The organism is Flavobacterium aquidurense (assembly GCF_001404985.1).
In the GTDB taxonomy this organism is placed as follows: domain Bacteria; phylum Bacteroidota; class Bacteroidia; order Flavobacteriales; family Flavobacteriaceae; genus Flavobacterium; species Flavobacterium aquidurense_B.
Window position 1 is genome coordinate 147,927 of record NZ_JRLF01000009.1, and the last position, 26,489, is coordinate 174,415.

Genomic DNA, 26,489 nt, shown 5'->3' on the forward strand with positions numbered 1-26,489 from the left:
TTTAACATTTACTTGCTAAATTATATTCGTATTTTTAGCCCCACGAATATTAGAATTATATTATGAAAAAAGTATTATTTACAACCTTAATAATGATGAGTTTAAACGCTATCGGACAAAATGTAATGTCGCCAGAGTTGTTATGGAAATTAGGAAGAGTAAGTGCTCTTGGACTTTCAAAAGATGCGAAAAATGTTGTTTTTAAGGTTTCAACTCCTTCAATCGAGGAAAACAAGTCGTCTTCTAAATTTTATATTATACCTGTAAATGGTGGTAATGCAACTGAAATTAAAGATACTAAAGATGTCTTGGCCGATAAAAACATTTCGCCTGACGGAAAATTTTTAGTCTACAATGAAGAAGTAAAATTAGACAAGGTTTTAGGTAAAGATTTTTATCCAAAACTGGACAAATCTGATGCTCAAATTTATGACGGTTTAGATTATCGTCATTGGGATACCTGGAACGAAGGTAAATTTAACCACGTTTTTTATAAAGAAAACAAAGACGGCGCAACCGGAATTGACATTTTGAAAGGTGAAAATTTTGATTCTCCGCAAAAACCTTTTGGCGGCGACGAAGATTATATCTGGTCTCCAGACGGAAAAAGCATTGTTTATGTTTGCAAGAAAAAAGCAGGAACGCAATATGCGACTTCTACAAATACGGATATTTATGAGTACAATTTAGAGACTCAAAAAACAATAAACAGAACCGAAGGAAATTTAGGTTACGATACGGCTCCACAATTTTCTCCAACAGGAAATTTAACCTGGTTGCAAATGAAGCGCGACGGTTATGAGTCTGATAAAAATGACATTATTGTTGATTTTAAAGGAATTAAAACCAACTTAACGGCAAATTGGGACGGAACTGTAGATAATTTTATCTGGAGTAAAGATGGTAAAAATGTATTTTTTGTCGCTCCGGTTGATGGTACAAAACAATTGTTTACAGTAAACTTTCCTGGATTAACCAGAATTGCAATCACAGTTCGCCAGTTAACAAATGGAGATTTTGACGTAAATGATTTAGTTGGTTTTTCTGGCGATGACATCATCGTTACAAGAAATGATATGAATCACGCTCCGGAAATTTATTCTTTTAACTTAAAGAAAAATAGCTGGAAACAATTGACGAATGTTAATACAGAAACTTACAAAACGTTAGCAATTAGCAAAACGGAGAAACGTTATGTTACTACAACCGATGGTAAAAAAATGTTGGTTTGGGTAATTTTACCTCCAAATTTTGACGCTTCAAAAAAATACCCAACTTTATTATTCTGTCAGGGAGGACCACAAAGCCCATTGACACAATCGTATTCTTTCCGTTGGAATTTTCAATTAATGGCCGCAAAAGGTTATGTAGTTGTAGCGCCAAACCGTCGCGGAATGCCGGGACATGGTGTTGAATGGAACGAAAAAATCAGTAAAGACTGGGGCGGACAAGTTATGGACGATTACCTTTCTGCAATCGATGATGTATCTAAAGAAAGTTATGTAGACAAATCTCGTTTAGGTTGTGTGGGTGCAAGTTACGGAGGATATTCTGTGTTTTATTTAGCCGGAATTCACAAAAACCGTTTCAAAACTTTTATTGCTCATGATGGTGTTTTCAACACGGTAAGTATGTTAGGAACTACTGAGGAAGTTTTCTTTAACAACTGGGATTTTGGTGGTGCATATTGGGAAAAAGATAATGCTGTAGCGCAAAAAGCATATACTACTTTTAATCCTGCAACTTTGGTTCAAAACTGGAACAAACCTATTTTGATTTTTCAGGGAGGAAAAGATTTCCGTGTACCAATCGGGCAAGGTCAAGAAGCTTTTCAGGCTGCTCAATTAAGAGCAATCAAAAGTAGATTCGTTTATTTCCCGGATGAGAATCACTGGGTTTTAAAACCACAAAATGCTCAGGTTTGGCAAGGTGAATTTTTTAAATGGTTAGACGAGACACTATAACAAACAATAATAAATAAATAGCCGTAGATTTTATATAATCTACGGCTATTTTGTTTTCCAGAACTTCTAATTATATAAAACATTAGCATTTATTTGTATTTCTAAAACAGAAATTTTGAATAAATTGCAGGAGTTTCCAAGTATAAAACCTTTAAAAATCCCTACACCACTTATGGAGAGCAAAAAAAGTTACATGCCTATTAAAGTGCTTTTCAGTTATGTTGCATTGCTGGCTTTGGTCGTTACCGTGGGATGGTTTTTATATTCTGAAAATGTGGTTTATAATAAATTAGAAGATAAAATTGCATTCGAAAAAACTAAGATTCTTAGAGTTAGTAAATTATTTTCGAATGTTTATAAAACCGAAAGTTTAGCAAGAAAAACAATCCAGACGAACTCTGAAGCGGATTTTAAAAGTTATATCATAGAAACCGATTCTTTAAAATCCAGGATCGATACTCTAAAGCAAATCGTTACTACACAATACCAGAAAACATTACTAGATAGTGTTACATATTTATTGTCTGAAAAAACGAAGAATATCAGACAATTAAAAACCATAAAAAATAAAGCCGATGATGAAGTATCGGTCAATACTGCTATTGATGAAATTACTAAAATGGAGTTCAAGCTTCGAAAATTAGAACTTCAGGATTTTAACAAAAACCCCAATCAGTTAGGAAGTTATCAGCGAAATGTGCTTCAAAAATACGTTGATTATCTCAATCAGAATATTCCGGACGACAGCACAAATACATTAAGTAAAAAAGCTTCGGATTCGATTTTGGCGAATTCAAAAAAACTGCTCAGCAACGTAAAGCTGAAGGCCGAAAAGAAAAAAGAATCCCTGAATTTTGAAGAGAATAAATTGCTGAAAAATGAAATTGCAATTTCTGATCAACTTCGTAAAGTACTTCGAATTATCGAAAGAGAAATTATCATCAATTCGATAAAAAACAATTCGCTTAAAGAAAAATCACTTAAAAAAGTCAACGAGATCGTAACGGCTTCGGCTATTATTGGTTTGGTTCTTACGTTGTTTTTCTCGATTTTAATTGTGAGTGATTACTCAAAATCTCAAGTGTATAAAAAACAGCTGGAAATTGCCAATTTCAAAACCAAGAATTTACTTAAAAGCCGCGAACAATTAATTTCTACGGTAAGTCACGATCTAAAAACACCCTTGAGCACAATTGTAGGATATTCTGAGCTTTTGGGCAATTCTGATGTAAACAGCAAACAGTCTTATTTTATCAAGAATATTAAAAATTCATCTGAATATATCACACAATTGGTTCAGGATTTACTAGATTTTTCTAAAATTGAAGCCGGAAAAATTGCCATCGAAAAGGTTCCGTTTTTATTGCCTGAAATTATAGATCAAGTTGCTAAAAGTATTCAGACGGTCTACCAACAAAAAGACATTGATCTTATTATAAATGTAGATGAAAAACTAAATACCAGAATTGTTGGCGATCCTTTTCGTCTTAAACAAATCCTGAGTAATATTATAGGTAATGCTTATAAATTTACTGAAGAAGGTTTTATAAAAATAAGTGCCTATACGGATCATGAGGAAAGATTCACCATCACAATTCAGGATTCAGGAATTGGAATTGAGAAAGGAAACCAGAAATTAGTGTTTGAAGAATTTGCACAAGCAAATGAAAACATTGAAAAAAAATACGGTGGAACTGGTTTAGGATTGTCTATATGCCAAAAAATAATCTCAATTTTAGGCGGAGATTTAAAACTGGAAAGCACTTTTGGAAAAGGAAGTACTTTTGAGATTCAGCTTCCGTTACAATTTGACAACAGCCAAAACTCAGTTGCAGAAGTTAAAAAACCTGTGATTCGCAATACCAAAAAGCAAACTTTCATAGTTTTAGACGATGATATTAATCTTTTAAACCTTACAAGCGGCGTTTTAAGACAAGAACAACATCAGGTTTTATCTTTTAATAGCGCTATAAAAGCACTGGAAGCAATTCAGAACACGAACTTTGATTTTGTGATTACAGACATACAAATGCCGGAAATGGATGGTTTTATGTTCCTCAAAAAATTAAAAAATTCCGGATATTCAACTTATAAAAACCAACCTGTAATTGCTTTAACCGGAAGAACAGATCTTGATGCCGCGGTTTATAATGAAGCTGGTTTTACAACGGTAATACAAAAACCGTATTCGCATAAAATATTACTGGAAACGATTCATCTTATTTTAGAAAATGATACGTTACCCAATGTTGCTATTAATGAAAATGAAGAACAGGCAAGTACTAAATTATATTCTGTTGAAACTTTAAAAGAGTTTTTAGGCAATGATAATGAAGCGCTTCATGAGGTTTTAAAATCATTTATAGAAAGCAGTACCGAGAATCTGACTTTACTGGAAAATGCAATATCAGATAAAAATACAGCAGAAGTAAATTCTATTGCTCATCGAATTGCACCAATGTTCAAACAAATTCAGGCGCGCGAAATTGGCGAAATCCTAAAGGTTTTAGAAAGCAAAAATCTGGACACTTCTGATTTAAAAGATATTTTTAAAGTTTTAAAATCAAAAACAGATCTGCTTTTCGCCGCTTTAAGCAAAGAAATCGCTTAATCTATATTGTATTGTTTCAATTTATTGTAAAGCGTCTTGCGGGTAATTTTAAGTAGTTTTGCCGCTTCAGATTTATTATTCTGTGCTTTTGATAAGGCATGAATAATAGCTTCTTTCTCGTTTTCAGACAAAGAGAAATTCCCACTGTTAGTTTGCTGTTTCTGAACCTGAAAAAATTCAACAGGAAGAACATCACTTTTTATAAAATCTCCTTGGGTTAAAAGTGTTGCACGTTTAACACAATTTTGAAGTTCACGCAAATTTCCGGGCCAATTATAATTTTGAAATATAGTAACTACTTCCGGCGAAAAGCCTATGATATCTTTATTCAATTGCTGATTGGCTTTTTCCAGAAAATAATCGGCAAAAACCATTAAATCCTCATCTCTGTCTTTTAATGATGGAGACTGAATCGAGAATTCATTAATTCTATGATATAAATCTTCTCTAAAATCACCGTTTTTAACTGCTTCACGTAAATCTTCGTTTGTAGCAGTAATGATACGTATATCAACATTAATTTCTTTATTGCTTCCTACAGGTTTGATTTTGCGCTCCTGAAGTGCTCTTAATAGCTGTATTTGATTTTCGTAGGATAGATTTCCTATTTCATCTAAAAAAAGAGTTCCGCCATTAGCCGCCTCAAAATATCCCATTTTGTCGCTGATCGCTCCTGTAAAAGATCCTTTTAAATGCCCGAAGAATTCACTTGCTGCCAATTCTTTAGGAATAGCTCCACAATCGACCGCAATAAAGTTATTGTTTTTTCTTAAGCTTTGCTGGTGAATACTCTTTGCAATAATTTCTTTTCCGGTTCCGCTTTCTCCAATTATTAAAACAGACATATCTGTTGGACTTACCAAATGAATATGATCTAATAATTTTTTTGAAGCTATAGAAATCCCTTTTACAAACTCATTTTCAGTATTTGAATTTGCTGTTTTCTTTACAGATTTTTTTTCCTTAACAGTCACTTCTTCTGTTTCTGAAACTTTTAAGGCATTTGTAATAACCAACAAAACCTCATCCGGATTAAAAGGTTTCGAAATATAATCTGCTGCACCGTTTTTAATAGCTTTTACGGCAGTATTTACATCTGAATATCCTGTCATAAGTATAACGGGAATTTCAGGATAGGCAGTTTTAAATTCAGTCATTAATCCAATACCATCAGAGTCAGGCAAACGAAGATCTGTCAAAATTAAATCGAAAGATTCTTTTTTGATTGCTAATCTTGCTTCCGCAGCAGAGAAAGCTATTGTTACCTCGTATGCTTTTTTTACCAGAAACTTTTCTAATAATTTGCAAAACGAAATATCATCTTCTATGAGTAATATCTTTGGCATTTGTTTTTAGGGACTTTTTTGCTAAAATAAGACTATTAAAATTGTCTTTTCACAAAATTATGCAAAAAAAAAGAGATTGCGTATTGCAATCTCTTTTTCACCAAAAACATAAATCTAAATTCACCTAATTTATATCTTTAACCAGTTGCCATTGACATCTGAAAAAACAGTAGCCTTTTGGTCCCCAACCGATATTTCGAGTTTATACTCTTTTTTTTCATTTACAAATGCTTTGTCCAATTTTGCTCCCGGATAAGCAGTTTGCAGTGCGGTTTTTACAGCCGGCGGTACAGCTTCTGCACTCACCTCTGTATATTCTGCCTGAGCAGTAACAACCGTCTTAGTTTCTTGCGGAGTTATCTCCTTACTTGCGTAAGTAGATAGACTTCCTAAAACTAATACTGCTGAAAGAATTAACTTTTTCATATTGCGATCTTTTTAATATTTCTCGGCGATAACGCCTTTACTGTCGGTAAAAACAAAACGCTTGTCATTATCATCTCCGGCAGAATTAATTTCTAATTTATACTGCTTTTTTGAATTCACGTATGCCTTTACCAATTTAGAACCAGGAAAAGATTTTTCAAGTGTAGCTTTTACTTCTACAGGAAGAGCATCGGCTTTAATTTCTTTATAACCATCTTGAAATGTAACAACATTCAAATTCGGTTTTTTAGATATTGCAGCTTCTGCATTCATAAATAAACTTCCTAAAACAATTACAGCTGACAGAATTAATTTTTTCATAATGTTTGAATTTTTAATTAATAATTAGCTGATAAAATTAGGGATTATTTTTTTATAATATTTCCTGAAGCATCAGTATAAACTGTATACTTTTTTTCACCACTTGAAATCTCTAACTTGTACTCATTCTTTTCGTTTTTATATGCTTTTTCAAGCTTTGTTTTCGGAAAAGATTTTTCGACAGTTGATTTTACAGCTGCCGGAACAGCATCTGTACCAATTTCAGTAAATTCATCCTGAATCATCACTGACTGAGTCACTGAAGCTTTTATTACAGGATTAGCTGCCTGAACTGACAAACCTCCTAAAATGATTGCTGCTGATAAGATTAACTTTTTCATAATAATAGTTTTTATGGGTTAATTAATTATTTTTTAATAATGTTACCAGAAGCATCTGTATAAACAATAGATTTTTCTCCTCTTACAGTTACTTCTATTTTATACTCTTTTTTGTCGTTTACATAAGCTTTGTCCAGTTTTACACCTGGATACGCATTGTCTAACGATGTTTTGATAGCTGCCGGAACAGCATCAACTTCTTTATATTCGTCCTGAATGTTTACTGATTGAACCATTGAACTTGTCACGGCTACATTCCCTGCTTGCATTGACAACCCTCCTAAAAGGATAGCTGCCGATAAGATTAACTTTTTCATAGTGATAGTTTTTTACGGTTAGTTTTAATTATTTTTTAATCCAGGTTCCATCTGCATTAGCAAAAAGAGATCCTACTTTGTCACCTACTGTAACGTCAAGTTTATATTCTGATTTTGCATTTTTGTATGCTTTTGAAAGTACTGCATCCGGATATGCTTTTTTAAGAGCTTCTGTTACTGCAGCTGGTACTTCTTCTAATTTAATTTCAGTGTATTCGTCCTGAATTGAAATTGTTTTTACGATTGAATTTGTAATTGGAGAAGTTGAAGCAAATGATGTTAAACCTCCCAAAACGATTGCGGCTGATAAAAATAGATTTTTCATAATAGTTATATTTTAATGTTGTTAATTTTATTTTAGTATTGTTAATACGGATGTTCACGAGAGTGCCTGATTATTTTTTAATCCAGGTTCCATCTGCATTAGCAAAAAGATTTCCTACTTTGTCACCCACGGTAACATCTAATTTGTATTCTGATTTTTCGTTTTTATACGCTTTAGTAATTACTGCATCCGGATATGCTTTTTTCAAAGATTCAGCAATCGGAGCTGGTAATTCTTCTAATTTAATTTCTGTATATTCATCTTCAATAGAAATCGTTTTAACGATAGTATTTTTAATTGGAGATGTTGAAGCGAATGAAGTTAAACTTCCTAATACAATTGCGGCTGATAAGAATAAATTTTTCATAATGTGTATATTTTAATTATTACTAGTTGTTTACGCTTTAGATAATGAAATAATTATGCCGCAACTAAAATACCACCTCTCCAACCCTGTAAATCCTTATTTTTAAAGACTTTAACAACATTATGCCAAAAAACTATACTGTGAAAAAGTGTGTAATTTTATGAAATACTGTGTAAAAAGTATACACAAATAGTGTTTACCGCTATCTTTTGAAACAATAAACCCGACAGGTTTTTAAAACTTGTCGGGTTTGATATATAATTTGTAAATAAAAAAAGGCTGCCAAAATTGACAGCCTTTATATTATTCTTCTATAGGTTTCATTTTAAATGTATCCATAAAAGCAGTTGTGTAGTCTCCTGCTATATATCTTGGATCATCCATTAATTGTCTATGAAAAGGTATTGTAGTTTTAACTCCTTCGATCACGAATTCATCAAGAGCTCTTCGCATTTTGCTGATTGCTTCTTCACGAGATTGAGCAGTCGTAATTAACTTAGCAATCATTGAATCGTAATTTGGGGGAATCGTATAACCAGAATAAACGTGAGTATCTAAACGAACTCCGTGACCTCCCGGCATATGAAGTGTAGTAATTTTTCCTGGTGAAGGACGAAAATCGTTATAAGGATCTTCAGCATTAATACGACATTCGATAGCATGTAATTCCGGCAAATAGTTTTTTCCAGAAATTGGAATTCCCGCTGCAACCATTATTTGCTCACGAATTAAATCGTAATCAATAACTTGTTCCGTAATTGGGTGTTCTACCTGAATACGGGTATTCATTTCCATGAAGTAGAAATTTCTGTGTTTATCCACTAAAAATTCAACTGTTCCAGCTCCTTCGTATTTAATAAATTCAGCGGCTTTTACAGCAGCTTCTCCCATTGCAGTACGCAATTCGTCTGTCATGAAAGGCGAAGGTGTTTCTTCAGTTAGTTTTTGGTGACGACGTTGTACAGAACAATCTCTTTCAGAAAGGTGACATGCTTTTCCATAAGAATCTCCAACAACCTGAATTTCGATATGACGTGGTTCTTCAATAAGTTTCTCCATGTACATTCCGTCATTACCAAATGCTGCAGCAGCTTCCTGACGAGCACTTTCCCATGCTTTCAATAATTCTTCTTCTTTCCAAACTGCACGCATTCCTTTTCCACCACCACCGGCAGTTGCTTTAAGCATTACCGGGTAACCAAATTCTTTAGCTAATTTTTGTGTTTGTTCAAAAGATTCTAATAATCCTTCTGAACCTGGTACACATGGAACTCCTGCTGCTTTCATTGTAGCTTTTGCAGAAGCTTTATCTCCCATCCTGTCAATCATTTCAGGAGCGGCACCAATAAATTTGATTCCGTGTTCCTGACAAATTTTTGAGAATTTAGCATTCTCAGAAAGAAATCCATAACCTGGATGAATTGCATCTGCATTTGTAATTTCTGCAGCGGCAATAATATTTGACATTTTCAAATACGATAAGTTACTTGGAGGAGGACCAATACAAACCGCTTCATCAGCAAACTTAACATGCAGACTTTCAGCATCGGCTGTAGAGTAAACTGCTACAGTTTTGATTCCCATTTCTTTACATGTACGAATTACACGAAGTGCAATTTCCCCTCTATTCGCAATTAATATTTTTTTAAACATCTTATTTTAATTAGATAATTAGACAATTTGATAATTAGATAATTTTAGATGATTAACAAAAACTGATTGTGAATCCTTCTAAAATCTAAAATCTAAAATCTAAATTTATTTATGATGGATCAACTAAGAATAAAGGCTGGTCAAATTCTACAGGAGACATATCGTCAACAAGAATTTTTACAATTTTACCTGAAACTTCCGACTCGATTTCGTTAAATAATTTCATTGCTTCAATTACACAAAGAACATCACCTTTAGAAATAGTACTTCCTACTTCAGTAAATACTGGTTTATCCGGAGATGGTTTTCTATAAAAAGTTCCAATAATTGGAGATTTAATAGTAATGAATTTAGAATCTTCTGCCGGAACAGATGCTTCGCTAGTTACGTTTACAACAGCTGGCGCTTGTTGAGGAGCAACTGCTTGAGGCAATGCAGCCTGAGCAGGCAATTGTTGTACATAAGTAGTTTCAGTTACATTTCCTTCTAAAGTTGTTCTGATAGTGATTTTTACATCATCCATTTCTAACTTTACCTCTGCAACTCCCGAATTTGCTACAAATTTGATTAGGTTTTGAATTTCTTTTAAATCCATAATGATTTGTTTTTAGTTTTAATTTATTTCTTATCGTAAGCCCATTTTAGGTAAATAGATCCCCAAGTGAATCCACCTCCAAAAGCGGCAAAAATAATATTATCTCCTTTTTTGAACTGGTGTTCAAAATCGCTTAATACCAATGGCAAAGTAGCCGAAGTTGTATTACCATATCTTTCGATATTCATCAATACTTTTGATTCTTCAAGATTCATTCTGCTTGCAGTAGCATCTATAATACGTTTGTTTGCCTGATGCGGCACCAACCAGTTAACATCTTCGTTTGTCAAATTGTTTCTTTTCAAAATCAATTCACTTGCGTCAGCCATATTTGTTACGGCATATTTAAAAACGGTTTTTCCGTCCTGAATAATATTGTGTTGATTGTTTTGAACGGTTTCTAAAGTAGTTGGTATTAGAGAACCTCCGGCAGGAATTTTAAGAAAATCGCGTCCTACACCATCGCTTCGTAAGTATTCATCTTGCAAGCCTAAGCCTTCATAATTTGGTTCGAATAAAACGGCTCCCGCTCCATCTCCAAAAATAATACAAGTTGCTCTATCTTTATAATCTACAATTGATGACATTTTATCTGCCCCAATTAACAGTACTTTTTTGTATCGCCCTGACTGCACATATGCTGCAGCAGTTGACATTCCGTATAAAAAACTTGAGCAGGCAGCTTGCAAATCGTATGCAAATGCATTTGTAGCCCCAATTTCTGTAGCAACATAAACTCCTGTAGAGGCTACCGGCATATCTGCTGTAGCTGTTGCCATGATAATCATATCAATCTCTAAAGGATCAATATTTGCTTTCGCAATTAAATCTTGTGCTGCTTTTATCGCAAGAAACGACGTTCCTTTATCAGCATCTTTCAGGATCCTTCTTTCTTTAATTCCAGTACGAGTAGTGATCCATTCGTCATTGGTATCGACCATTGTTTCTAATACTTTGTTCGAAAGAACGAAGTCAGGAACATAAGCTCCAACAGCGGTAATTGCGGCTGTGATTGTATTCATTATATTCTATTATTTCGTTTCAGGTACGGCTGTATCTGAAAAATTTTTAAAAGACTTGAAAATTACAAAAAAAAACGAAATGAATTTGTATGCATTTTCTTAAAAACAGAAAATTATAACCAACAAAAAAAACTCTCACTATGTGAGAGTTCTAGTATCATTTACAAAAACGTATTAAGCAACCGCTACAGATTTATCGATAACAACTTGCCCTCTGTAATACATTTTACCTTCATGCCAGTAAGCTCTGTGGTATAAATGTGCTTCTCCAGTAATAGGACATGTAGCGATTTGAGCTACAGTAGCTTTATAATGTGTTCTTCTCTTATCTCTTCTTGTTTTCGAGATTTTTCTCTTAGGATGTGCCATTTTACTATATTATTTATCCGTTAATAGTTGCTTTAATTTGTCCCAACGCGGGTCAATATCTTCTTCTTTTTTACTCTCTTGTTTCTCTTCTTTGACTTCTTTTACGGTCAGTTCATTTAATTTTTTCAAAGCTTCAGTATGCAAACTTCCGTCTTTTACTCCTGGATGAACTCGTTTTAGTGGTACCGAAAGCGCAATCATTTCATAAATGTATTGTGCAACATCTATTTCATGCTCTCCGTGTGGCAGGATCAACAACTCTTCATTATCGTTATTGAATTCATCTCCAAAGCGAACAATTAATTTCATTTTCCCTTTTATAGGAAGATCAAAATCTTCGCCTGTCAGATCACAAGGAACGTTTACAGCACCTTTGTGTTTGAATTCCAACTCTAACATGTTGCTTTTCTTATCTAAAACTAAACCAACTTTGATATCTGAACTTTGAAATTCATCGTAATCAAAGTTCTCAAAGAACGCGTTACTTATTTGATACTCAAAATGGTGTTTTCCTAGCTTTAACCCTATGAAAGGAATTAAAAATTCTTTTGTTTTGCTCATTTCAACATCAATTTCACCAACCCAAATCTAAAAATCAGATACCTGAATTGGGGTGCAAAGATATAAAATTATTATAAAACTAATAATCTTATTCACCTTTTTTTGTTTATAACTGTTTTTCTTTTATTTTAAGAGGTTTTTTACTAATCTCCTCATACTGATTACGCGAGTGAAAAATATCTATTGCAAGATAAACTGCCTCCTTAAACGAATTAAAATCTGCCATGTCTTTTCCAGCAATATCATACGCTGTACCGTGATCCGGCGAGGTTCTGATCTTATTTAAACCCGCTGTATAATTTACTCCTTTTCCAAAAGATAATGTTTTAAAAGGAATCAATCCCTGATCGTGATAAGTTGCTACAATAGCATCATATTTTTCATATTGACCGCTTCCAAAAAAGCCATCTGCAGGAAAAGGGCCAAAAACCATAGTTCCGGAATCGAATATTTTCTTTAATGCAGGCTTCAAAACCAGATCATCTTCTTTTCCTATCACACCTCCATCTCCGGCATGAGGATTTAATCCTAAAACAGCAATCTTTGGTTTCACAATACTAAAATCCTGAATTAGGGACTTTCTAATAGTTTCGATCTTTCGTGTAATTAATTCTTCAGTCAAATGCGACGAAACCTCACTTAAAGGCACATGATCTGTCAACAAACCAATTCTCAAATTATCCTGCACCATCATCATTAGTGCATTTCCTTCTAATTCCTGATCTAAATAATCAGTGTGTCCGGGAAATTTAAAATCTTCTGACTGGATATTGTATTTATTAATTGGCGCTGTGACCAAAATATCAATTAAATCTTCTTTTAAGGCTTTGGTTGCTGCAACAAATGATTTAATGGCATACTCACCAATTTTCTCATCATTTGTACCCAGATTAATATCAACACCTTCTTTCCAGAGATTATAAACATTTACCTTTCCGGGTACAACCTGGTCTAATTTATCAACTCCGTGAAATTGAACTGTAGAAGTAAAGCTTTTTTTAACGAATGAAAGTATTTTGGCATTTGCAAAAATAACCGGTGTACACATTTCTAACATACGAGAATCTTCGAATGTTTTTAATATAACTTCGCTTCCAATACCGTTTAAATCTCCAATTGAAATTCCAACAATTATATTTTCTGCTTTTTTATTCATGAGCTCAGGTTATTTATTACTAATTTTGATGTGCAAATTTAGTAAAATAAAACAACAATGTTTACAGGAATTATAGAAACCCTTGGAAGGATTCACGAAATAAAGAAAGACCAAAGCAATCTTCATGTTACAGTAGAGTCTTCAATTACAAACGAATTAAAAATAGACCAAAGTGTATCGCACAACGGTATATGTTTAACGGTTGTAGCTATAAAAGATTCATTTTATACGGTAACAGCTATCGAAGAAACCATTTTAAAAACAAATATTGGAGAATGGAAAGCGGGCGATATTGTAAATCTGGAAAGAGGCATGAAACTTGGCGATCGTCTCGACGGACATATTGTTCAGGGTCACGTAGATCAAACCGGAACCTGTATTAAAATAGAAGAAGCAAACGGAAGCTGGAATTATACTTTTGAGTATGATAAAAACCTTAGCAACATTACCATCGAAAAAGGTTCTATAACCGTTAACGGAGTTAGCCTGACTGTCGTAAACTCTAAAACAAATGAATTTAGCGTTTCGATCATTCCTTATACTTTTGAAAATACTAATTTCAAAAATTTTGAAGTTGGAACAAAAATAAACTTAGAATTTGATGTTGTTGGAAAATACATCTCAAGACTTTATTCTATCAACAAATAAAATTCAAAAACTATTTTACAAAAGAAAAGCTTCAATTTACATTGAAGCTTTTCTTTTTAAATTTTGATTATATACCGTGTAAAGTCCTAAAAATAAGGCAGACACCAATAATAATAGTATATCTTGATTTATATCACTCGTTGGAGGATTAACCGGAACACCCATAGGTTGCATTGGAACAGGTGGTTCAGCAGCAAAAACCGTAAGATTAATCAAAGTGAAAAACAACGCAAAAAAAATAGTCTTTATCTTCATAATTTTAACATGCTGCTATACAGCAAGGTAGGTTGCTAAATTTATTTATTTTAATATAATTCGCACAAAAACAGGGGCTTACGCTTAATTATTCGACAAATGTATAAGTTTTTTGCAAAAACACAAGATTTAAATCAAAAAAACTTAATAAAACTGCCTTTTCTTTTTTGGCGTAAGAAATAAACCCAAAAAACAACAATTTATTCTAAAATCATTTTACAATCATTTACGTATAAATTGAAAATTTGGATTTTATAACAAACGAATTTACTCAAAAAAAATTATTACTTCTCTATCAAAATATATCCGGATCATTAATTTTACATTTTAATAACCAAAGACACACAAAAGTTTTGACTGACTTTAATCTATAATCCAGCTCAATAAAACTCATGAAGAGAATCAATAAAAAAGCCCTTACATTGCTGTAAAGGCTTGATTTAAACTGTGGTCCCACCTGGGCTCGAACCAGGGACCACCTGATTATGAGTCAGGTGCTCTAACCAGCTGAGCTATAGGACCGGTTTGAGGATGCAATATTACTACTATTTTTAATTCACTCCAAATATTTTGGGATATGATTTCTATTTAATTTCAAATAATTGTCAGCCTTTTCAAAACATAATTGATTTTCAACACCTTATTTAAAATAGTCGAAACACATTTTTTTATCTAATTTCCTGACAAAGCTCGACTAAAACGCCATTTGTGTTTTTTGGATGTAAAAAAACTACTAATTTATTATCGGCACCTTTCTTTGGAACTTCATTTATCAATACGAAACCTTCATTTTTAAGTCGGGCAATCTCGGCATGAATATCTTCTACATCAAAAGCGATATGATGAATCCCTTCTCCTTTTTTTTCTAAAAACTTCGCAATTGGACTTTCCGGATTTGTCGCCATCAAAAGTTCAATTTTATTAACTCCTGTCTGAAAAAAAGAAGTCAAAACTCCTTCACTTTCTACAGATTCCATTTTATAGGACGGAACTCCCAATAATTTTTCGAACAATACATTTGCATCATCCATATTTTTAACCGCAATCCCTATATGTTCTATTTTATTTACCATAACATTCAATTATAGTTACTGATTAATATATGTATTAAAATAACCACATTCTGCAATGACATCCTGATAGTATTTCGTATCTGAATAGTCCTTTTTTAAGGTTTTAAAACTATTCCAGGCAATAAAATTAATTTTATCATCATTTGCATCCCACCAATTCTTTACACTATTATACTTATTGTTATAATATTCGTTACGCTCGCATTTAGCCAGCATATAAATACATTTTGCTTTTTGCTCTTTTGTTGTGGCGGCTTCAAGTGCTTTTTGATAATACATTTTAGGAACATCACAATTGGTAATCATTTTTTTCATTGAATCCCTAAACGAATATGGACTTGAACCATAACCTACAATACTAACCTCATAAAAAGTCCTTCCGTTACCAAAATGGGTGATGTTGTAAAATGCATTTCCCAACAACAAACTATTTGTATATACATCTTCTTTCTGTGCCAGTTTATCCTGCATTGATTTTATCGTATTTAAGAAATCAATCTGGGTGTATTTCTTCTTTTGATACGCCTCGTGATCACAATCATGACAATCTTTTATATTCCCGTTAAACGGATTTCCCAGAAAAGTGTAGTATTGAACTGAATCTGTTTGTTGAATAAAAGCAATTGCTTCCGGAATTTTATTTTCAAAAGTTGCCTGAATCGCCTGAAAACTATTAATGTCTTTTAATTTTAAATTATAAATTCCGGCACCAATTTTCTCTATTTCAGTTTTATTTGGCTTTGCCAAAAATGATTTCATATCTAACAAATTCTTTTCGTTATCATAAAAAGCATTTCCCCCGCCCCAATAGTAAGAATTAGAGTGAGAATCCCCGCCAAACAATTCTACCATAACCGGATTTGATTTTGCTCTGTATAAAGCGGCTAAATAATTTTTACTCCACTGAGCTGCATTTTGATAACGAAATTCTTCTCCTTTATATGTTTTAGGAAGTTCCTGATATAGCCAATTCAAGTCTGCCAGGATTGTTTTTTCATTTTTATCCGTAAGCTTCTCTATTTTGCTCATATTATTTACAAAACGTAGCAACCTCAACTGATAACTTGCCAATTCTGTTTTAGGCATTGTTTTTTCTGCCTTATTCAAATTAGTATCGGCAGCGGCATAATCTCCTTTTAAAGTTTGTAAATATCCTAAAGAAATATCCCATAAATAGGGTTTCTCTGTATTCCCGGCAGCAGCAATTTTAGCCACTAAATCGAATGCTTTAGTATTAATCTTAACTTTATTTGCTTCTCTGTTTTCAGCAACTGATTGCTTAAGTGCGGGCGAACTATAATCATCAGAGTTTACTTTTGTCTCAAACGAATTATTTAAACTCTGTTCCTGATTATTTACCAAGCGGGTCAATAAATAGTTCAGGTGTTCGCTTTTAGGATCTAATTCATAAATTTTTCCTATTGCCTGAGTTTCATCTTTATAAAAACCATGCACTGCCCAAAGAGCTGCTTTTTCTTTGTTGTTTTTAGCCATTGCCAAAGACTTATTCCAATCGGCATCATTTTGAGGATGAAAACTATACGCCGTTACAATCCTGAGTTCAGGACATTTATCAAATACTTGTGCATATAAATAATTAGACGAAGCATATTTTTTCTGTTGATAGTTGATTCCCGCTACATAAGAAAGTGCGCGGTAATACAACGTATTTTTAGCTACAGAAGCTTCAGTTTTATTAAAAAATTCAATTGTTTTTTTCTTGTTACTACTATAGAAATAGGCTTTTGCAGTAAGAAACCAATACCTGTTTTTCAGGAATGAATCTGAAGTCGTGTTGTAAACATTTTCGATGGACTGAATCATTTTCAAATCATCAAAAGTTTTAGCCACAACAGGATCATAACTCCAATAGTCCGTATTAATTGATACTGTTTCTATTTTTTGTGCCAAATATAAAAACTCGATAAAGCTTTTTACTTTCGCATCTTTCAGATTAATTTTTTTACCCCACTTTAACGAAGTTTGATTTTCTTTTTTATTTTTAAAGAAAACGTGAAGCTGCGTAATATCAGTTTTGTTTTGGGGTGTTTTTTTCTCAGAAGAATACATTGGCGTTTCATCACCAATTAAAAAATAATTTACGGTTGCCGTATCTACTTTCCCTTTTAGATAATTTGCCCAGTCTGATTTTATATCTTCATTAAACCTGGAATTATGCTGGGTATCATAACCAATTCCGTAGAAAATAGAACCTGATAAAAAAAGTGGTGAATACGATTTATCCGTAAATGTTTCTGGCGTAAAATTAGAGTTATAGCTAAAAAAGTCCCAGTCATCACCTCCTCCGCACGCATAAATTATTCCGTAAACAGAAAGTAAAGCAGCACTAGAAACAAGAAATAACTTGTTTAAAAATATTCTTTTCATGGTTTTTAATATTGAATTCGTCTAAATCGTAAAATATAATTTCTTTTGGGGCCTGAGCTAAATTATCATCTAAATCATGGGCCATTTCTTTTAAATCTTCTGATGAAATTGATTCTGTTTTCAGCAGATCATTCTTTTCATAAAAAACTCCATTTTTATAATTAGATTGTTTTACCTTAAAAAATATAGTACCAATTTTCTCAAAATTAGCATCTTTACCTAGCTCACTAATATTTAGTTTGGAGCGTAAACCAATCACTTTTTGATCTCTGATATGAACTGCCCAGGAATATATTGGTAAAGCAAAATCAAGATGTAAAGGATATTTCTTTAAACTTTGCAGATATCTGTCAGCAATTTTTTTGCTGTAAATCGAATTCAGGGAATCGGGCGCAATTGTTCCCATATTATAATACATAAGAACACCTGAATCGACATTTGGAATTTTTGTTTTTCTGAAATATTTGACCTGATGCAAACGAATTGTCGCTGAAAGCTTTTTATGCGACAGCTTTTTAAAACGTTCTATAAATTTAAGATAATTGTCTTTACTTTTCAAAGTCCAGTCGCAATCGATTTGAATTTCCTGACAAACAATTTTGTTCTTAGTATTGATTTCTTCAATTAAACGAATTGTTTTTTCTGCCAAATCTTCTATATCAGGATGAGGCTGCAGCATAACTTTGTTTTGAATAAAAACGACCGGAACAATATTAAATTTATCGGTATTTTCCAGAAAACGAACAGGACTTACAGGAATTGGTTCTTTTGTTTGTGGATGCAAACCAATATCAAAATACCTAATATAAAGTTTACTCACTTCATTATCCTTCAATACTTCCTTTTCTGTTGGGGATAGCTTAAAGATGGTTTTCCAGTAATAAAAAGCTACAATTGGCTTTTCATTTTTACCACAAGAGATCAGTAAAAAAACCAGCAAACCAACGTAAAATCTTTTTATCAAAACGGGGGAAAATTATATTTAAAATCAAAAGTAAGAAATTATATCCTGTCGATGATTTCAAATTCAAAAAAATAGCGGGGAAACAAAAGCTATAAATCCTAATAAATGGATAAAAAATTTCAATTAAAGCAAATATAATCGTTATTTTGTGCAATCAAATTCAAAATTGCTATGTTGAAAAACAATTTCAGATATATTTCCTTTTTACTGGTATTTTTAATGTTCAGCTGTGCAAAACGAGGCAGCATTACCGGCGGATTAAAAGATACTCTTGCTCCGGTTTTAAAATATAGTTCACCTAAAAACTTCAGCACTAATTTTGAAGGAAATGAAATCATTTTAGGATTTGATGAATATGTTAAGCTTAAAAATTTAAACAAACAGCTTATTATTTCACCTCCAATGAAGCAGGAGCCATTGATCCTGCCTACAAATGCAAGCAAAGTTATTACGATAAAAATAAAAGATACTTTACAGCCTAATACTACATATAGCTTCAACTTTGGGCAAAGTATAGCAGATAATAACGAAGGAAATGCGATCAATCAATTCAAATATATTTTTTCTACAGGATCTTATATTGATTCGTTATCTATTAGCGGACAAATTAGGGATGCTTACGAAAAAAATGTTGACAATTTTGTATCTGTAATGCTTTATGAAGTAAATGATACTTATAAGGATTCTGTAATCTACAAGCAAAGCCCAAGATATATCACAAATACGCTGGACAGTTTGAGAACTTTTAAATTAGAAAATTTAAAAGCCGGAAAATATTTACTCGTTGCACTGAAAGACAAAGGCAGTAATAACAGATACAATCCTAAAGATGACAAAATTGGATTTCTTAAACATTATATCACGGTGCCAAATGACACGGTATTTGAGTTGGAATTATTTAAAGAAACGCTTCCGCTAAAAGCTTTCAAACCAATTCAGGCATCTGGTAACAGAGTATTTTTGCCTTACGAAGGAAAACAGAACTTTAAAACCTCGAAACCCAAGATTGTTCTAAAACACAACAATGAAGTTCTCGAAACTATTGTAACTGCTTTTCCTAAAAAAGATTCCCTGCAAGTTTGGTACAAACCCATAAAAGCAGATTCATTATCTATGGAAATCAGCAGGGATAAATATGATAAAAAGTTCACTTTTAAAGTTAAGGATCAAAAAAAAGACACTTTAAATATAACTGCCGTACAAAGCGGAACGCTAAACTTCAGGGAACGTTTTACACTGGAATCTGCAACCCCGCTTGTTAAATTTGATAAGTCAAAAATCAGGCTGGTGAATAAAGATTCTGTTGCCGTAGATTTTACTACGGAATATGATGAATATGAACAAAAATTATATTTCGATTTCAAGAAAGAACCAGTACAAAAATACAACTTCACCTTTTTTCCGGGTGCTTTGACTGACTTTTATGAAAAGACAAATGACACACTCCATTATAAATTAACGACAAAAGAATACTCAGATTATGGTAATCTGGTGTTGAATTTACAAAACGTAAAACGATTTCCTATAATTGTTGAAATCACCAATAAAAAGGGAGATATGGTATATGCCACTGATTATTCTGAAGGCAAAACCAAACTTGAATTCAACTTGCTTGTACCAGAAATCTTTACAGTTAGAATTATCTACGATGACAATAAAAACAAAATGTACGATTCCGGAAGTTTCTTAAATAAAACATATGCTGAAGAAGTCTTTTATTTTCAGGGTGATGTTGACGTAAGAACAAACTGGGATGTAGATCAGGCTATTGATTTAAGCGTTCCTTTTAATCCTGAGGTGGAGAAAAAACTACTGGATAAAAAGAAAAAAGAAGATGCCAAGAAACGAAAAGCGTTTTAGATTTTAATTTCGAAAATATCTTTATCACTCAGGAAATCCAGTTTTTCCCGTGTTTCCAACATTGCTTTTTTGTCCAGATCAACCACAAAAACAGCTTCGGTTTCCTGAGGTTCGAGAATAAAATTCCCGAGAAAATCAATTACTTGCGAATGTCCGATATGCTCGTAATTATTAGCGTCTAATCCTACTCTGTTTACGCCAATTACATAACTTAAATTCTCGATTGCTCTTGCTTTTAGCAAAGCATCCCAGGCATTGGTTCGCACTTTTGGCCAATTTGCAACGTATAACAGCAAGTCATAGTTCTCTACATTTCTTGCATAAACCGGAAACCTTAAATCATAACAAACCTGTAAGCAAATCTTCCAGTCGAGATATTCTACGATTACTTTTTCATTTCCGTTTGTGTAGAATTTATCTTCACCCGCTAATGTAAATAAGTGACGCTTGTTATAATACTGAATCTCTCCTGACGGAAAAACGAATAACATTCTGTTGTAATACTTTCCATTTTCGACAATAACCAAACTTCCCGTAATGGCGAAGTTTTTTTGTTTTGCCAAATCTTGCAACCATAATACCGTTTCACCTTGCATAGTTTCAGAAACCTGCTCAGCATTCATGGTAAATCCAGTTGAAAACATTTCCGGAAGCACCACTAAATTAACTTCAGAATCGATCTGATTTATTTTCGATTCAAAGTTTTTTCTGTTTTTAGAAGCGTCTTCCCAATAAAGATCTGATTGTATAAGTGCGATTTTCATAGTTCAAAAATACGAATTTTAAGATTAAAATTATTTTTTGCATAAAAAACGTAATCTGCAAAAATTTCTCAAAACATCTCTTAAAATGGGAGATCTTTTGGATATTAAAAATACTTCAATAAAAAATATTGCAAAAAATATGCATTTTGTGCAAAAAATATGCAAACGTGAAAAGTATTTATATATATTTGATCGCCAACAAAAACCAAAAAAACATGAAAACCACACAATTATGAAAACAAAGCTAATTTCATTAGTATTTATTGGGGGGATGATCTTCTCAGCAAATGCAAAAGAGGCTGCAATAAAAAAGCACCTTTTTGAACAAAAAAGCAGTCAGATTGAAATTTCAGGCCAAGTAATTGGTCAGGACGACGGAATGCCAATTGCCGGCGCAACCATTTATGCAAAAGGCAATACTAAAATAGCAACCATAACGGATGAAAACGGGAAATTTAAACTAAATGTTCCGGAGAACGAAACTCACATCATCATTACTTATATGGGTTATGGAACTTTAGAATTCAAATTAGACAATACGCAAGACTTAACCATAAGCTTAAAACCTGCCGAAAATGTTTTAGATCAGGTTTTAGTAACAGCATTAGGGGTTAAAAAAAGCAGCAAATCTGTGGCATATGCTGTAACTGAACTAAAAGGAACAGAATTTACAAAAGCAAAAGAAACCAACATTGCCAATGCCTTAGTAGGTAAAATTGCGGGTGTAAATGTAAGCAGCACTGCAACAGGACCTAACGGTTCAAGCAGAGTTGTAATTAGAGGAAATGGTTCGCTAAACGGAAATAACCAGCCCATGTATGTAGTGAATGATTTGCCAATTGATAACACACAGCTAAACTTACCGGGAATAGGAAATGGTCCGGGATCTACCAGAATCAATGTTGACCGAGGTGACGGAACTTCTGTTATAAATGCAGATGATATTAAAACCATTACGGTTTTAAAAGGCGGAACTGCCGCCGCATTATATGGGGCAAATGCTGCAAATGGTGTTATTTTGATTCAGACCAAAAGAGGTGCCGCGCAAAAAGGAATCGGGGTTGATTATAACACTTCATTTACGTTTGAAACGCCATCGATCACACCAGATTGGCAGTATGAATACGGTTCAGGAGCAAACGGAAAGAAACCAACCACTCAGGCTGAAGCCATTGCTGACGGACGCTGGTCATGGGGAGCAAAAATTGACGGAACAGACGTTGTACAGTTTGATGGTGTAGCGCGACCATATGTTGCTCAAAAAAACAACATTAAAAATTTCTATAATACAGGAACTACTTTTATCAACTCATTGGCTTTATCCGGAGGAAATGAAAAAGCAACCGGACGTCTTTCTTTTTCTAACATGGAAAATAAAGGTGTTGTACCCAATTCAGATTTTAATAGAAAAAGCATCAACATGGCGAGTAATGTTAATTTAACAAATTGGCTGAAGTTTGATGTTGTAGCACAATATAATTTAGAAAAATCAAACAACAGAGTTACCGTTTCTGATGCTGAAGCAAATCCAAACTGGGGAACTTATATGATCGCCAATACAGTTGATATTAGAAATCTTGCCCCGGGTTATGATGCAAATGGCGTAGAAGAAGCGTGGAATCCTGTTGCTGTCGCTACAAACCCATATTTTGTTGTCAATAAAATTAAAAACAGCGATACTAAAAATCGTTTTATCGGAATGTTGAATGTGAAGTTAAACTTTACACCTGAGTTATTTCTTCAGGGTCGAATTGGTCAGGATTTTACAGATTATGAATTCTTCGGTTATATCCCAAAAACTACTTTAAACAATCCTGTTGGATACGCACAAGGTTCAAGAATGAAAATATCTAACCTGAATTCTGAAGCTATTCTTAATTATACCAAGAAAAACATTGTTGATAATTTCTCTTTAAACGCTTTAATTGGAGTTAACTCCCGAACCAATTTAAGAGACGAAACCAGAGTTGAAGGATCAAATTTCGTATTAGATGATTTTTATGCTTTAAGCAATTTATCTACTCTTACCTATAGTTATCCTTACGGAAAAACCAAAACAAATTCAGTTTACGGAGCCGCAGATTTTGACTATAAAAACATTGTGTTTTTAAACATTACAGGTCGTCAGGATTGGTTCTCAACACTTTCGAAAGAAAATAATACGGTATTTTATCCTTCGGTAGGAACAGCAATAATCGTATCAGATATTGTTACAATGCCACAATTTATTTCGTTTGCAAAACTAAGAAGTTCATGGGCACAAGTTGGTGGTGCAACACCAGATCCTTATGCATTGAACCAATCTTATTCTATGATTCAGGGCGGACATAATGGCCAGCAATTGCAAGGACCAACAAGTACAAGAGTTTCAAACCCAACTTTAAGCCCGTTGACGTCTACTACTTTTGAAATTGGAACTGACTTAGGATTTTTCCGCAACCGTTTAAATCTTGATTTTGCTTACTACAACCGCGCTACAACAAATGACATTGTCGAAACTACAATTTCAAACGCTTCAGGATCAAGCTCTGCTTTATTGAATCTTGGAAAAATGAGAAACAAAGGAGTTGAAGTTTTATTGAGTGGAAAAATCATTAATTCTGAAAGTTTTTCCTGGGATGCAAGTTTCAACGGCTCTTATAATGAGAACACAGTTGAAGCCCTTACAGATCAGCTAAACTCCATTACTATGGCAACATCTGTAAACGGATATGTAACCATAACAAGTGATGTTGGCCGCCCATACAGTATTATAAAAGGATACAAACCACGCGTAGATGCTAACGGAAACACTGTTTACAATGTAAGCGGAGGATCAGCAACTATAGCACAAGGACCACTTCAGGAATTAGGTCAGGGAGTTCATCCCTGGGCAGCGGGAATCAGCAATGAATTTAAATACAAATCAGTATCATTCAGCTTTTTGATCGACGGTAAATTTGGGGGAAGTTTATATTCAGGAACTGATTTATACGGAACCCGTATGGGATTGACAAAACTAACTCTTGAAGGTCGTGAAAACGGATTACCTATAAAAGGTGTTGACACAAATGGAAATCCGGTTGACATGGTTATTGGACCTGAAAACTTAAGAACCTATTATGATGGTTTAAGAAACATATCCTCAACATTTGTTTACGATGCAAGCTTTGTAAAATTAAGACAAGTAATTCTGGGGTATGATTTGCCTATTCAAAGCATCAAAGGATTATCTAAACTTCAGGGAGCTTCGATTTCATTCGTGGCAAGAAACTTATTCATTCTTTACAAGAAAACACCAAACGTAGATCCGGAATCTGTATTTAGTGCCGGAAATGCTCAGGGTGTAGAACAATTTGGAGTGCCAAAAACCAGAAGTTTCGGTTTAAGCTTAAATGTAAAATTTTAAACTCACTTAATTGCTAATTTTTAAATTAAAAGACATGAAAAAGATATCCATTTTATATATAACAGGCATACTTTTAGCAAGTATGACAGGCTGTACCAAGGATTTTGAAGAAATAAATACCAACCCAAATGTGGTCGAAAAACCAAATCCAAATTACATTTTCAGTAAAGCACAATTAGACGGTTTAAACAATAATTATTTTTTTACCAATATTCTAGAATGTGGAGGTATGATTCAACATTATGCTACTTATAAGGAAGCATCTGGAGTTGGCGATAAATATTTAAGCAATGAAGTTTATTTTTCAGCTTATTTTAATCAGTTATATCCAACGGCTTTAAATGAAACCGAAATTGTAATTAATGCTTTAAAAACAAATCCTGCAGATAGCAACAGACTTAATATTGCCCGAATCTGGAAAGCATATTTATATCACAGAATTACAGATTTATATGGAGATATTCCGTACTCAGATGCTGCAAAGGCAACTAGTTCACAAGTTTTTCTTCCTAAATATGATACTCAGGAATTCATCTATAAAGATTTATTAAAAGAATTAGATGAAGCTGCAACAGCATTAGATCCTGCGAAACCAAGTTTTGGCAAAGCCGATTTTATCTATGATGGAGATGTTGCCAAATGGAAAAAATTCTCTTATTCCTTAATGCTTCGCTTGGGATTAAGATTAAGCAAAGTAGATGCTGCATTATCTAAAATATGGGTAACCAAAGCTATTGCTGGCGGAGTTATCCTTAACGGAAGCGATAATGCAATCATGAAATATACAGACGGACCAAATGACTTCAACAGAAACCCGGTTGGCTTTGATGCCAGAAGACAGGATTTCACTGCAGGATCATACGGCCAAAAAAATGTTGAAGGCGGAAAATTAGCTAAAACCTTCATCGATTTATTAAAAACAACTGCCGACCCAAGAATTAGTGTGTATTCAGGCGTTTGGCAGGGAACAGCACAAAATACAACTCTTGCAGCGCAAAAAGGTTTTCCAAACGGAACTAAAATAGCGCCAACACCAGTTGAACAAGCAACTTATTCTGAGCCTAATCAAAGCACTATTTTTAAATACGATGCGCCACTAGTTCTTTTGAGTAATGCCGAAACTAATTTATATTTAGCCGAAGCTGCTGTAAGAGGATGGTATTCTGGTGAAACAGATAAGGATTTATATGAAAAAGGTGTAAAAGCTTCCTTCTTAAACATGGGAATTTACGGAGCTGCATATGCAATTCCAGACGCAACACCATATTTAACTCTAAACCCATATAATGCATCAGGATCTTTTGAAGACAAAATGAATCAAATTCATACTCAGATTTATGTTGCTTTATTTGTAGATGAGCAAGAAATTTATGCCAACTGGAGAAGAACGGGTTATCCAGTTTTAGTTCCTGTAAATTTTTCAGGAAACGTTACAAACGGCACAATACCAAGACGTTTGAAATACTCCACCAGTGAATATTCAGTGAATTCAACTAACTTAGCAGAAGCAGTTAAACGTCAGGGCGAAGATAGTTTTACAACCAGAATGTGGTGGGATAAATAATAGAAATCAAGAGTTAAAATATGCCTTTAGGTATTTAATATTGGTAGAAAAAATGTGCCTTTAGGCATTTAATGTTGGTAATCATAAAGTTTCAATTCGTTGGCGTGCCGTAGGTACGCAACAAAATGACAACTATTGCGTACCTACGGCACGCCAGATATTGTGACTTATGTTTTTTACCAATATTAAGTGTCTAACGACACAAATTAAA

24 protein-coding genes and 1 tRNA gene are annotated in these 26,489 nt (G+C 33.5%); 6 read left to right on the forward strand and 19 right to left on the reverse strand.

Annotated elements, in window-relative coordinates:
* Window positions 1-62: 62 nt before the first annotated feature.
* The gene (locus RC62_RS06695) at window positions 63-1,964 is read left to right on the forward strand and encodes a S9 family peptidase (protein WP_055093839.1); all 1,902 of its coding nucleotides are present in this window, start codon (window positions 63-65) and stop codon (window positions 1,962-1,964) included.
* Between the two features lie 172 nt (window positions 1,965-2,136).
* Window positions 2,137-4,575 (forward strand): ATP-binding protein, encoded by a 2,439-nt coding sequence (locus tag RC62_RS06700; protein ID WP_055094506.1) that lies wholly within the window; start codon window positions 2,137-2,139, stop codon window positions 4,573-4,575.
* Here the strand turns inward: RC62_RS06700 and RC62_RS06705 are convergent.
* From RC62_RS06705 to pdxA, 13 genes are all read right to left on the reverse strand, one after another.
* On the reverse strand, window positions 4,572-5,921 hold the full coding sequence (locus tag RC62_RS06705) for a sigma-54-dependent transcriptional regulator (RefSeq protein WP_055093841.1): 1,350 nt from the start codon (window positions 5,919-5,921) through the stop codon (window positions 4,572-4,574). The two genes, RC62_RS06700 and RC62_RS06705, sit on opposite strands and share 4 nt — an antisense overlap.
* A gap of 129 nt (window positions 5,922-6,050) precedes the next feature.
* The gene (locus tag RC62_RS06710; protein WP_055093843.1) at window positions 6,051-6,347 is read right to left on the reverse strand and encodes a hypothetical protein; all 297 of its coding nucleotides are present in this window, start codon (window positions 6,345-6,347) and stop codon (window positions 6,051-6,053) included.
* A gap of 12 nt (window positions 6,348-6,359) precedes the next feature.
* On the reverse strand, window positions 6,360-6,668 hold the full coding sequence (locus RC62_RS06715) for a hypothetical protein (RefSeq protein WP_055093845.1): 309 nt from the start codon (window positions 6,666-6,668) through the stop codon (window positions 6,360-6,362).
* Window positions 6,669-6,712: 44 nt separating this feature from the next.
* Window positions 6,713-7,009 carry a PepSY-like domain-containing protein gene (locus tag RC62_RS06720; protein WP_055093847.1) on the reverse strand — a complete coding sequence of 99 codons (297 nt, stop codon included), beginning with the start codon at window positions 7,007-7,009 and terminating at the stop codon, window positions 6,713-6,715.
* A gap of 26 nt (window positions 7,010-7,035) precedes the next feature.
* Window positions 7,036-7,326, reverse strand: coding sequence for a hypothetical protein (locus RC62_RS06725; RefSeq protein ID WP_055093849.1), 291 nt, complete (start codon window positions 7,324-7,326; stop codon window positions 7,036-7,038).
* Window positions 7,327-7,354: 28 nt separating this feature from the next.
* The gene (locus RC62_RS06730; protein ID WP_055093851.1) at window positions 7,355-7,651 is read right to left on the reverse strand and encodes a hypothetical protein; all 297 of its coding nucleotides are present in this window, start codon (window positions 7,649-7,651) and stop codon (window positions 7,355-7,357) included.
* A 70-nt stretch (window positions 7,652-7,721) separates the two neighbouring features.
* Entirely contained in the window at window positions 7,722-8,018 is a 297-nt protein-coding gene (locus RC62_RS06735) for a hypothetical protein (protein WP_055093853.1), read from the reverse strand.
* 303 nt (window positions 8,019-8,321) lie between these two features.
* A complete protein-coding gene (accC, locus tag RC62_RS06740; protein WP_055093855.1) occupies window positions 8,322-9,671 on the reverse strand; it encodes an acetyl-CoA carboxylase biotin carboxylase subunit in 1,350 nt (449 codons plus the stop codon).
* A 109-nt stretch (window positions 9,672-9,780) separates the two neighbouring features.
* Complete coding sequence (accB, locus tag RC62_RS06745) at window positions 9,781-10,266, reverse strand: acetyl-CoA carboxylase biotin carboxyl carrier protein (protein ID WP_055093857.1); 486 nt, start codon at window positions 10,264-10,266, stop codon at window positions 9,781-9,783.
* 23 nt (window positions 10,267-10,289) lie between these two features.
* Entirely contained in the window at window positions 10,290-11,288 is a 999-nt protein-coding gene (locus RC62_RS06750) for a beta-ketoacyl-ACP synthase III (RefSeq protein ID WP_055093859.1), read from the reverse strand.
* A gap of 174 nt (window positions 11,289-11,462) precedes the next feature.
* Entirely contained in the window at window positions 11,463-11,657 is a 195-nt protein-coding gene (gene rpmF / locus RC62_RS06755) for a 50S ribosomal protein L32 (protein ID WP_007137315.1), read from the reverse strand.
* Window positions 11,658-11,666: 9 nt separating this feature from the next.
* Window positions 11,667-12,218 (reverse strand): YceD family protein, encoded by a 552-nt coding sequence (locus RC62_RS06760; protein ID WP_055093861.1) that lies wholly within the window; start codon window positions 12,216-12,218, stop codon window positions 11,667-11,669.
* Between the two features lie 106 nt (window positions 12,219-12,324).
* Window positions 12,325-13,374 carry a 4-hydroxythreonine-4-phosphate dehydrogenase PdxA gene (pdxA, locus tag RC62_RS06765; protein ID WP_055093863.1) on the reverse strand — a complete coding sequence of 350 codons (1,050 nt, stop codon included), beginning with the start codon at window positions 13,372-13,374 and terminating at the stop codon, window positions 12,325-12,327.
* Window positions 13,375-13,431: 57 nt separating this feature from the next.
* Between pdxA and RC62_RS06770 the strand changes: the two genes are divergently transcribed.
* Window positions 13,432-14,022 carry a riboflavin synthase gene (locus RC62_RS06770; protein ID WP_055093865.1) on the forward strand — a complete coding sequence of 197 codons (591 nt, stop codon included), beginning with the start codon at window positions 13,432-13,434 and terminating at the stop codon, window positions 14,020-14,022.
* 36 nt (window positions 14,023-14,058) lie between these two features.
* Here RC62_RS06770 and RC62_RS06775 read toward each other — a convergent pair whose 3' ends face one another.
* The 5 genes from RC62_RS06775 to RC62_RS06795 all read right to left on the reverse strand — a co-directional run bounded on the left by RC62_RS06775 (window position 14,059) and on the right by RC62_RS06795 (window position 18,702).
* A complete protein-coding gene (locus RC62_RS06775) occupies window positions 14,059-14,277 on the reverse strand; it encodes a hypothetical protein (RefSeq protein WP_055093867.1) in 219 nt (72 codons plus the stop codon).
* A 448-nt stretch (window positions 14,278-14,725) separates the two neighbouring features.
* A tRNA-Ile gene (locus RC62_RS06780) sits at window positions 14,726-14,799 on the reverse strand.
* 146 nt (window positions 14,800-14,945) lie between these two features.
* Window positions 14,946-15,350, reverse strand: coding sequence for a methylmalonyl-CoA epimerase (gene mce, locus RC62_RS06785; protein ID WP_055093869.1), 405 nt, complete (start codon window positions 15,348-15,350; stop codon window positions 14,946-14,948).
* A gap of 15 nt (window positions 15,351-15,365) precedes the next feature.
* A complete protein-coding gene (locus RC62_RS06790) occupies window positions 15,366-17,738 on the reverse strand; it encodes a hypothetical protein (RefSeq protein ID WP_055093871.1) in 2,373 nt (790 codons plus the stop codon).
* Window positions 17,698-18,702 (reverse strand): hypothetical protein, encoded by a 1,005-nt coding sequence (locus RC62_RS06795; protein WP_055093873.1) that lies wholly within the window; start codon window positions 18,700-18,702, stop codon window positions 17,698-17,700. The genes RC62_RS06790 and RC62_RS06795 overlap by 41 nt, the downstream gene beginning before the upstream one ends.
* Window positions 18,703-18,873: 171 nt before the next feature.
* Here RC62_RS06795 and RC62_RS06800 point away from each other — a divergent pair, with 171 nt between their 5' ends.
* Window positions 18,874-20,562 carry an Ig-like domain-containing protein gene (locus RC62_RS06800; RefSeq protein ID WP_055093875.1) on the forward strand — a complete coding sequence of 563 codons (1,689 nt, stop codon included), beginning with the start codon at window positions 18,874-18,876 and terminating at the stop codon, window positions 20,560-20,562.
* Here the strand turns inward: RC62_RS06800 and RC62_RS06805 are convergent.
* Window positions 20,559-21,326 (reverse strand): amidohydrolase, encoded by a 768-nt coding sequence (locus tag RC62_RS06805; protein ID WP_055093877.1) that lies wholly within the window; start codon window positions 21,324-21,326, stop codon window positions 20,559-20,561. The genes RC62_RS06800 and RC62_RS06805 overlap by 4 nt on opposite strands.
* Before the next feature lie 232 nt (window positions 21,327-21,558).
* Between RC62_RS06805 and RC62_RS06810 the strand changes: the two genes are divergently transcribed.
* Together RC62_RS06810 and RC62_RS06815 are read left to right on the forward strand one after the other, a co-directional pair.
* Window positions 21,559-24,714 (forward strand): SusC/RagA family TonB-linked outer membrane protein, encoded by a 3,156-nt coding sequence (locus RC62_RS06810; RefSeq protein ID WP_055094508.1) that lies wholly within the window; start codon window positions 21,559-21,561, stop codon window positions 24,712-24,714.
* A gap of 34 nt (window positions 24,715-24,748) precedes the next feature.
* Window positions 24,749-26,278: a SusD/RagB family nutrient-binding outer membrane lipoprotein gene (locus RC62_RS06815; protein WP_055093879.1), complete on the forward strand. Its 1,530-nt coding sequence runs from the start codon at window positions 24,749-24,751 to the stop codon at window positions 26,276-26,278.
* Window positions 26,279-26,489: the final 211 nt, after the last annotated feature.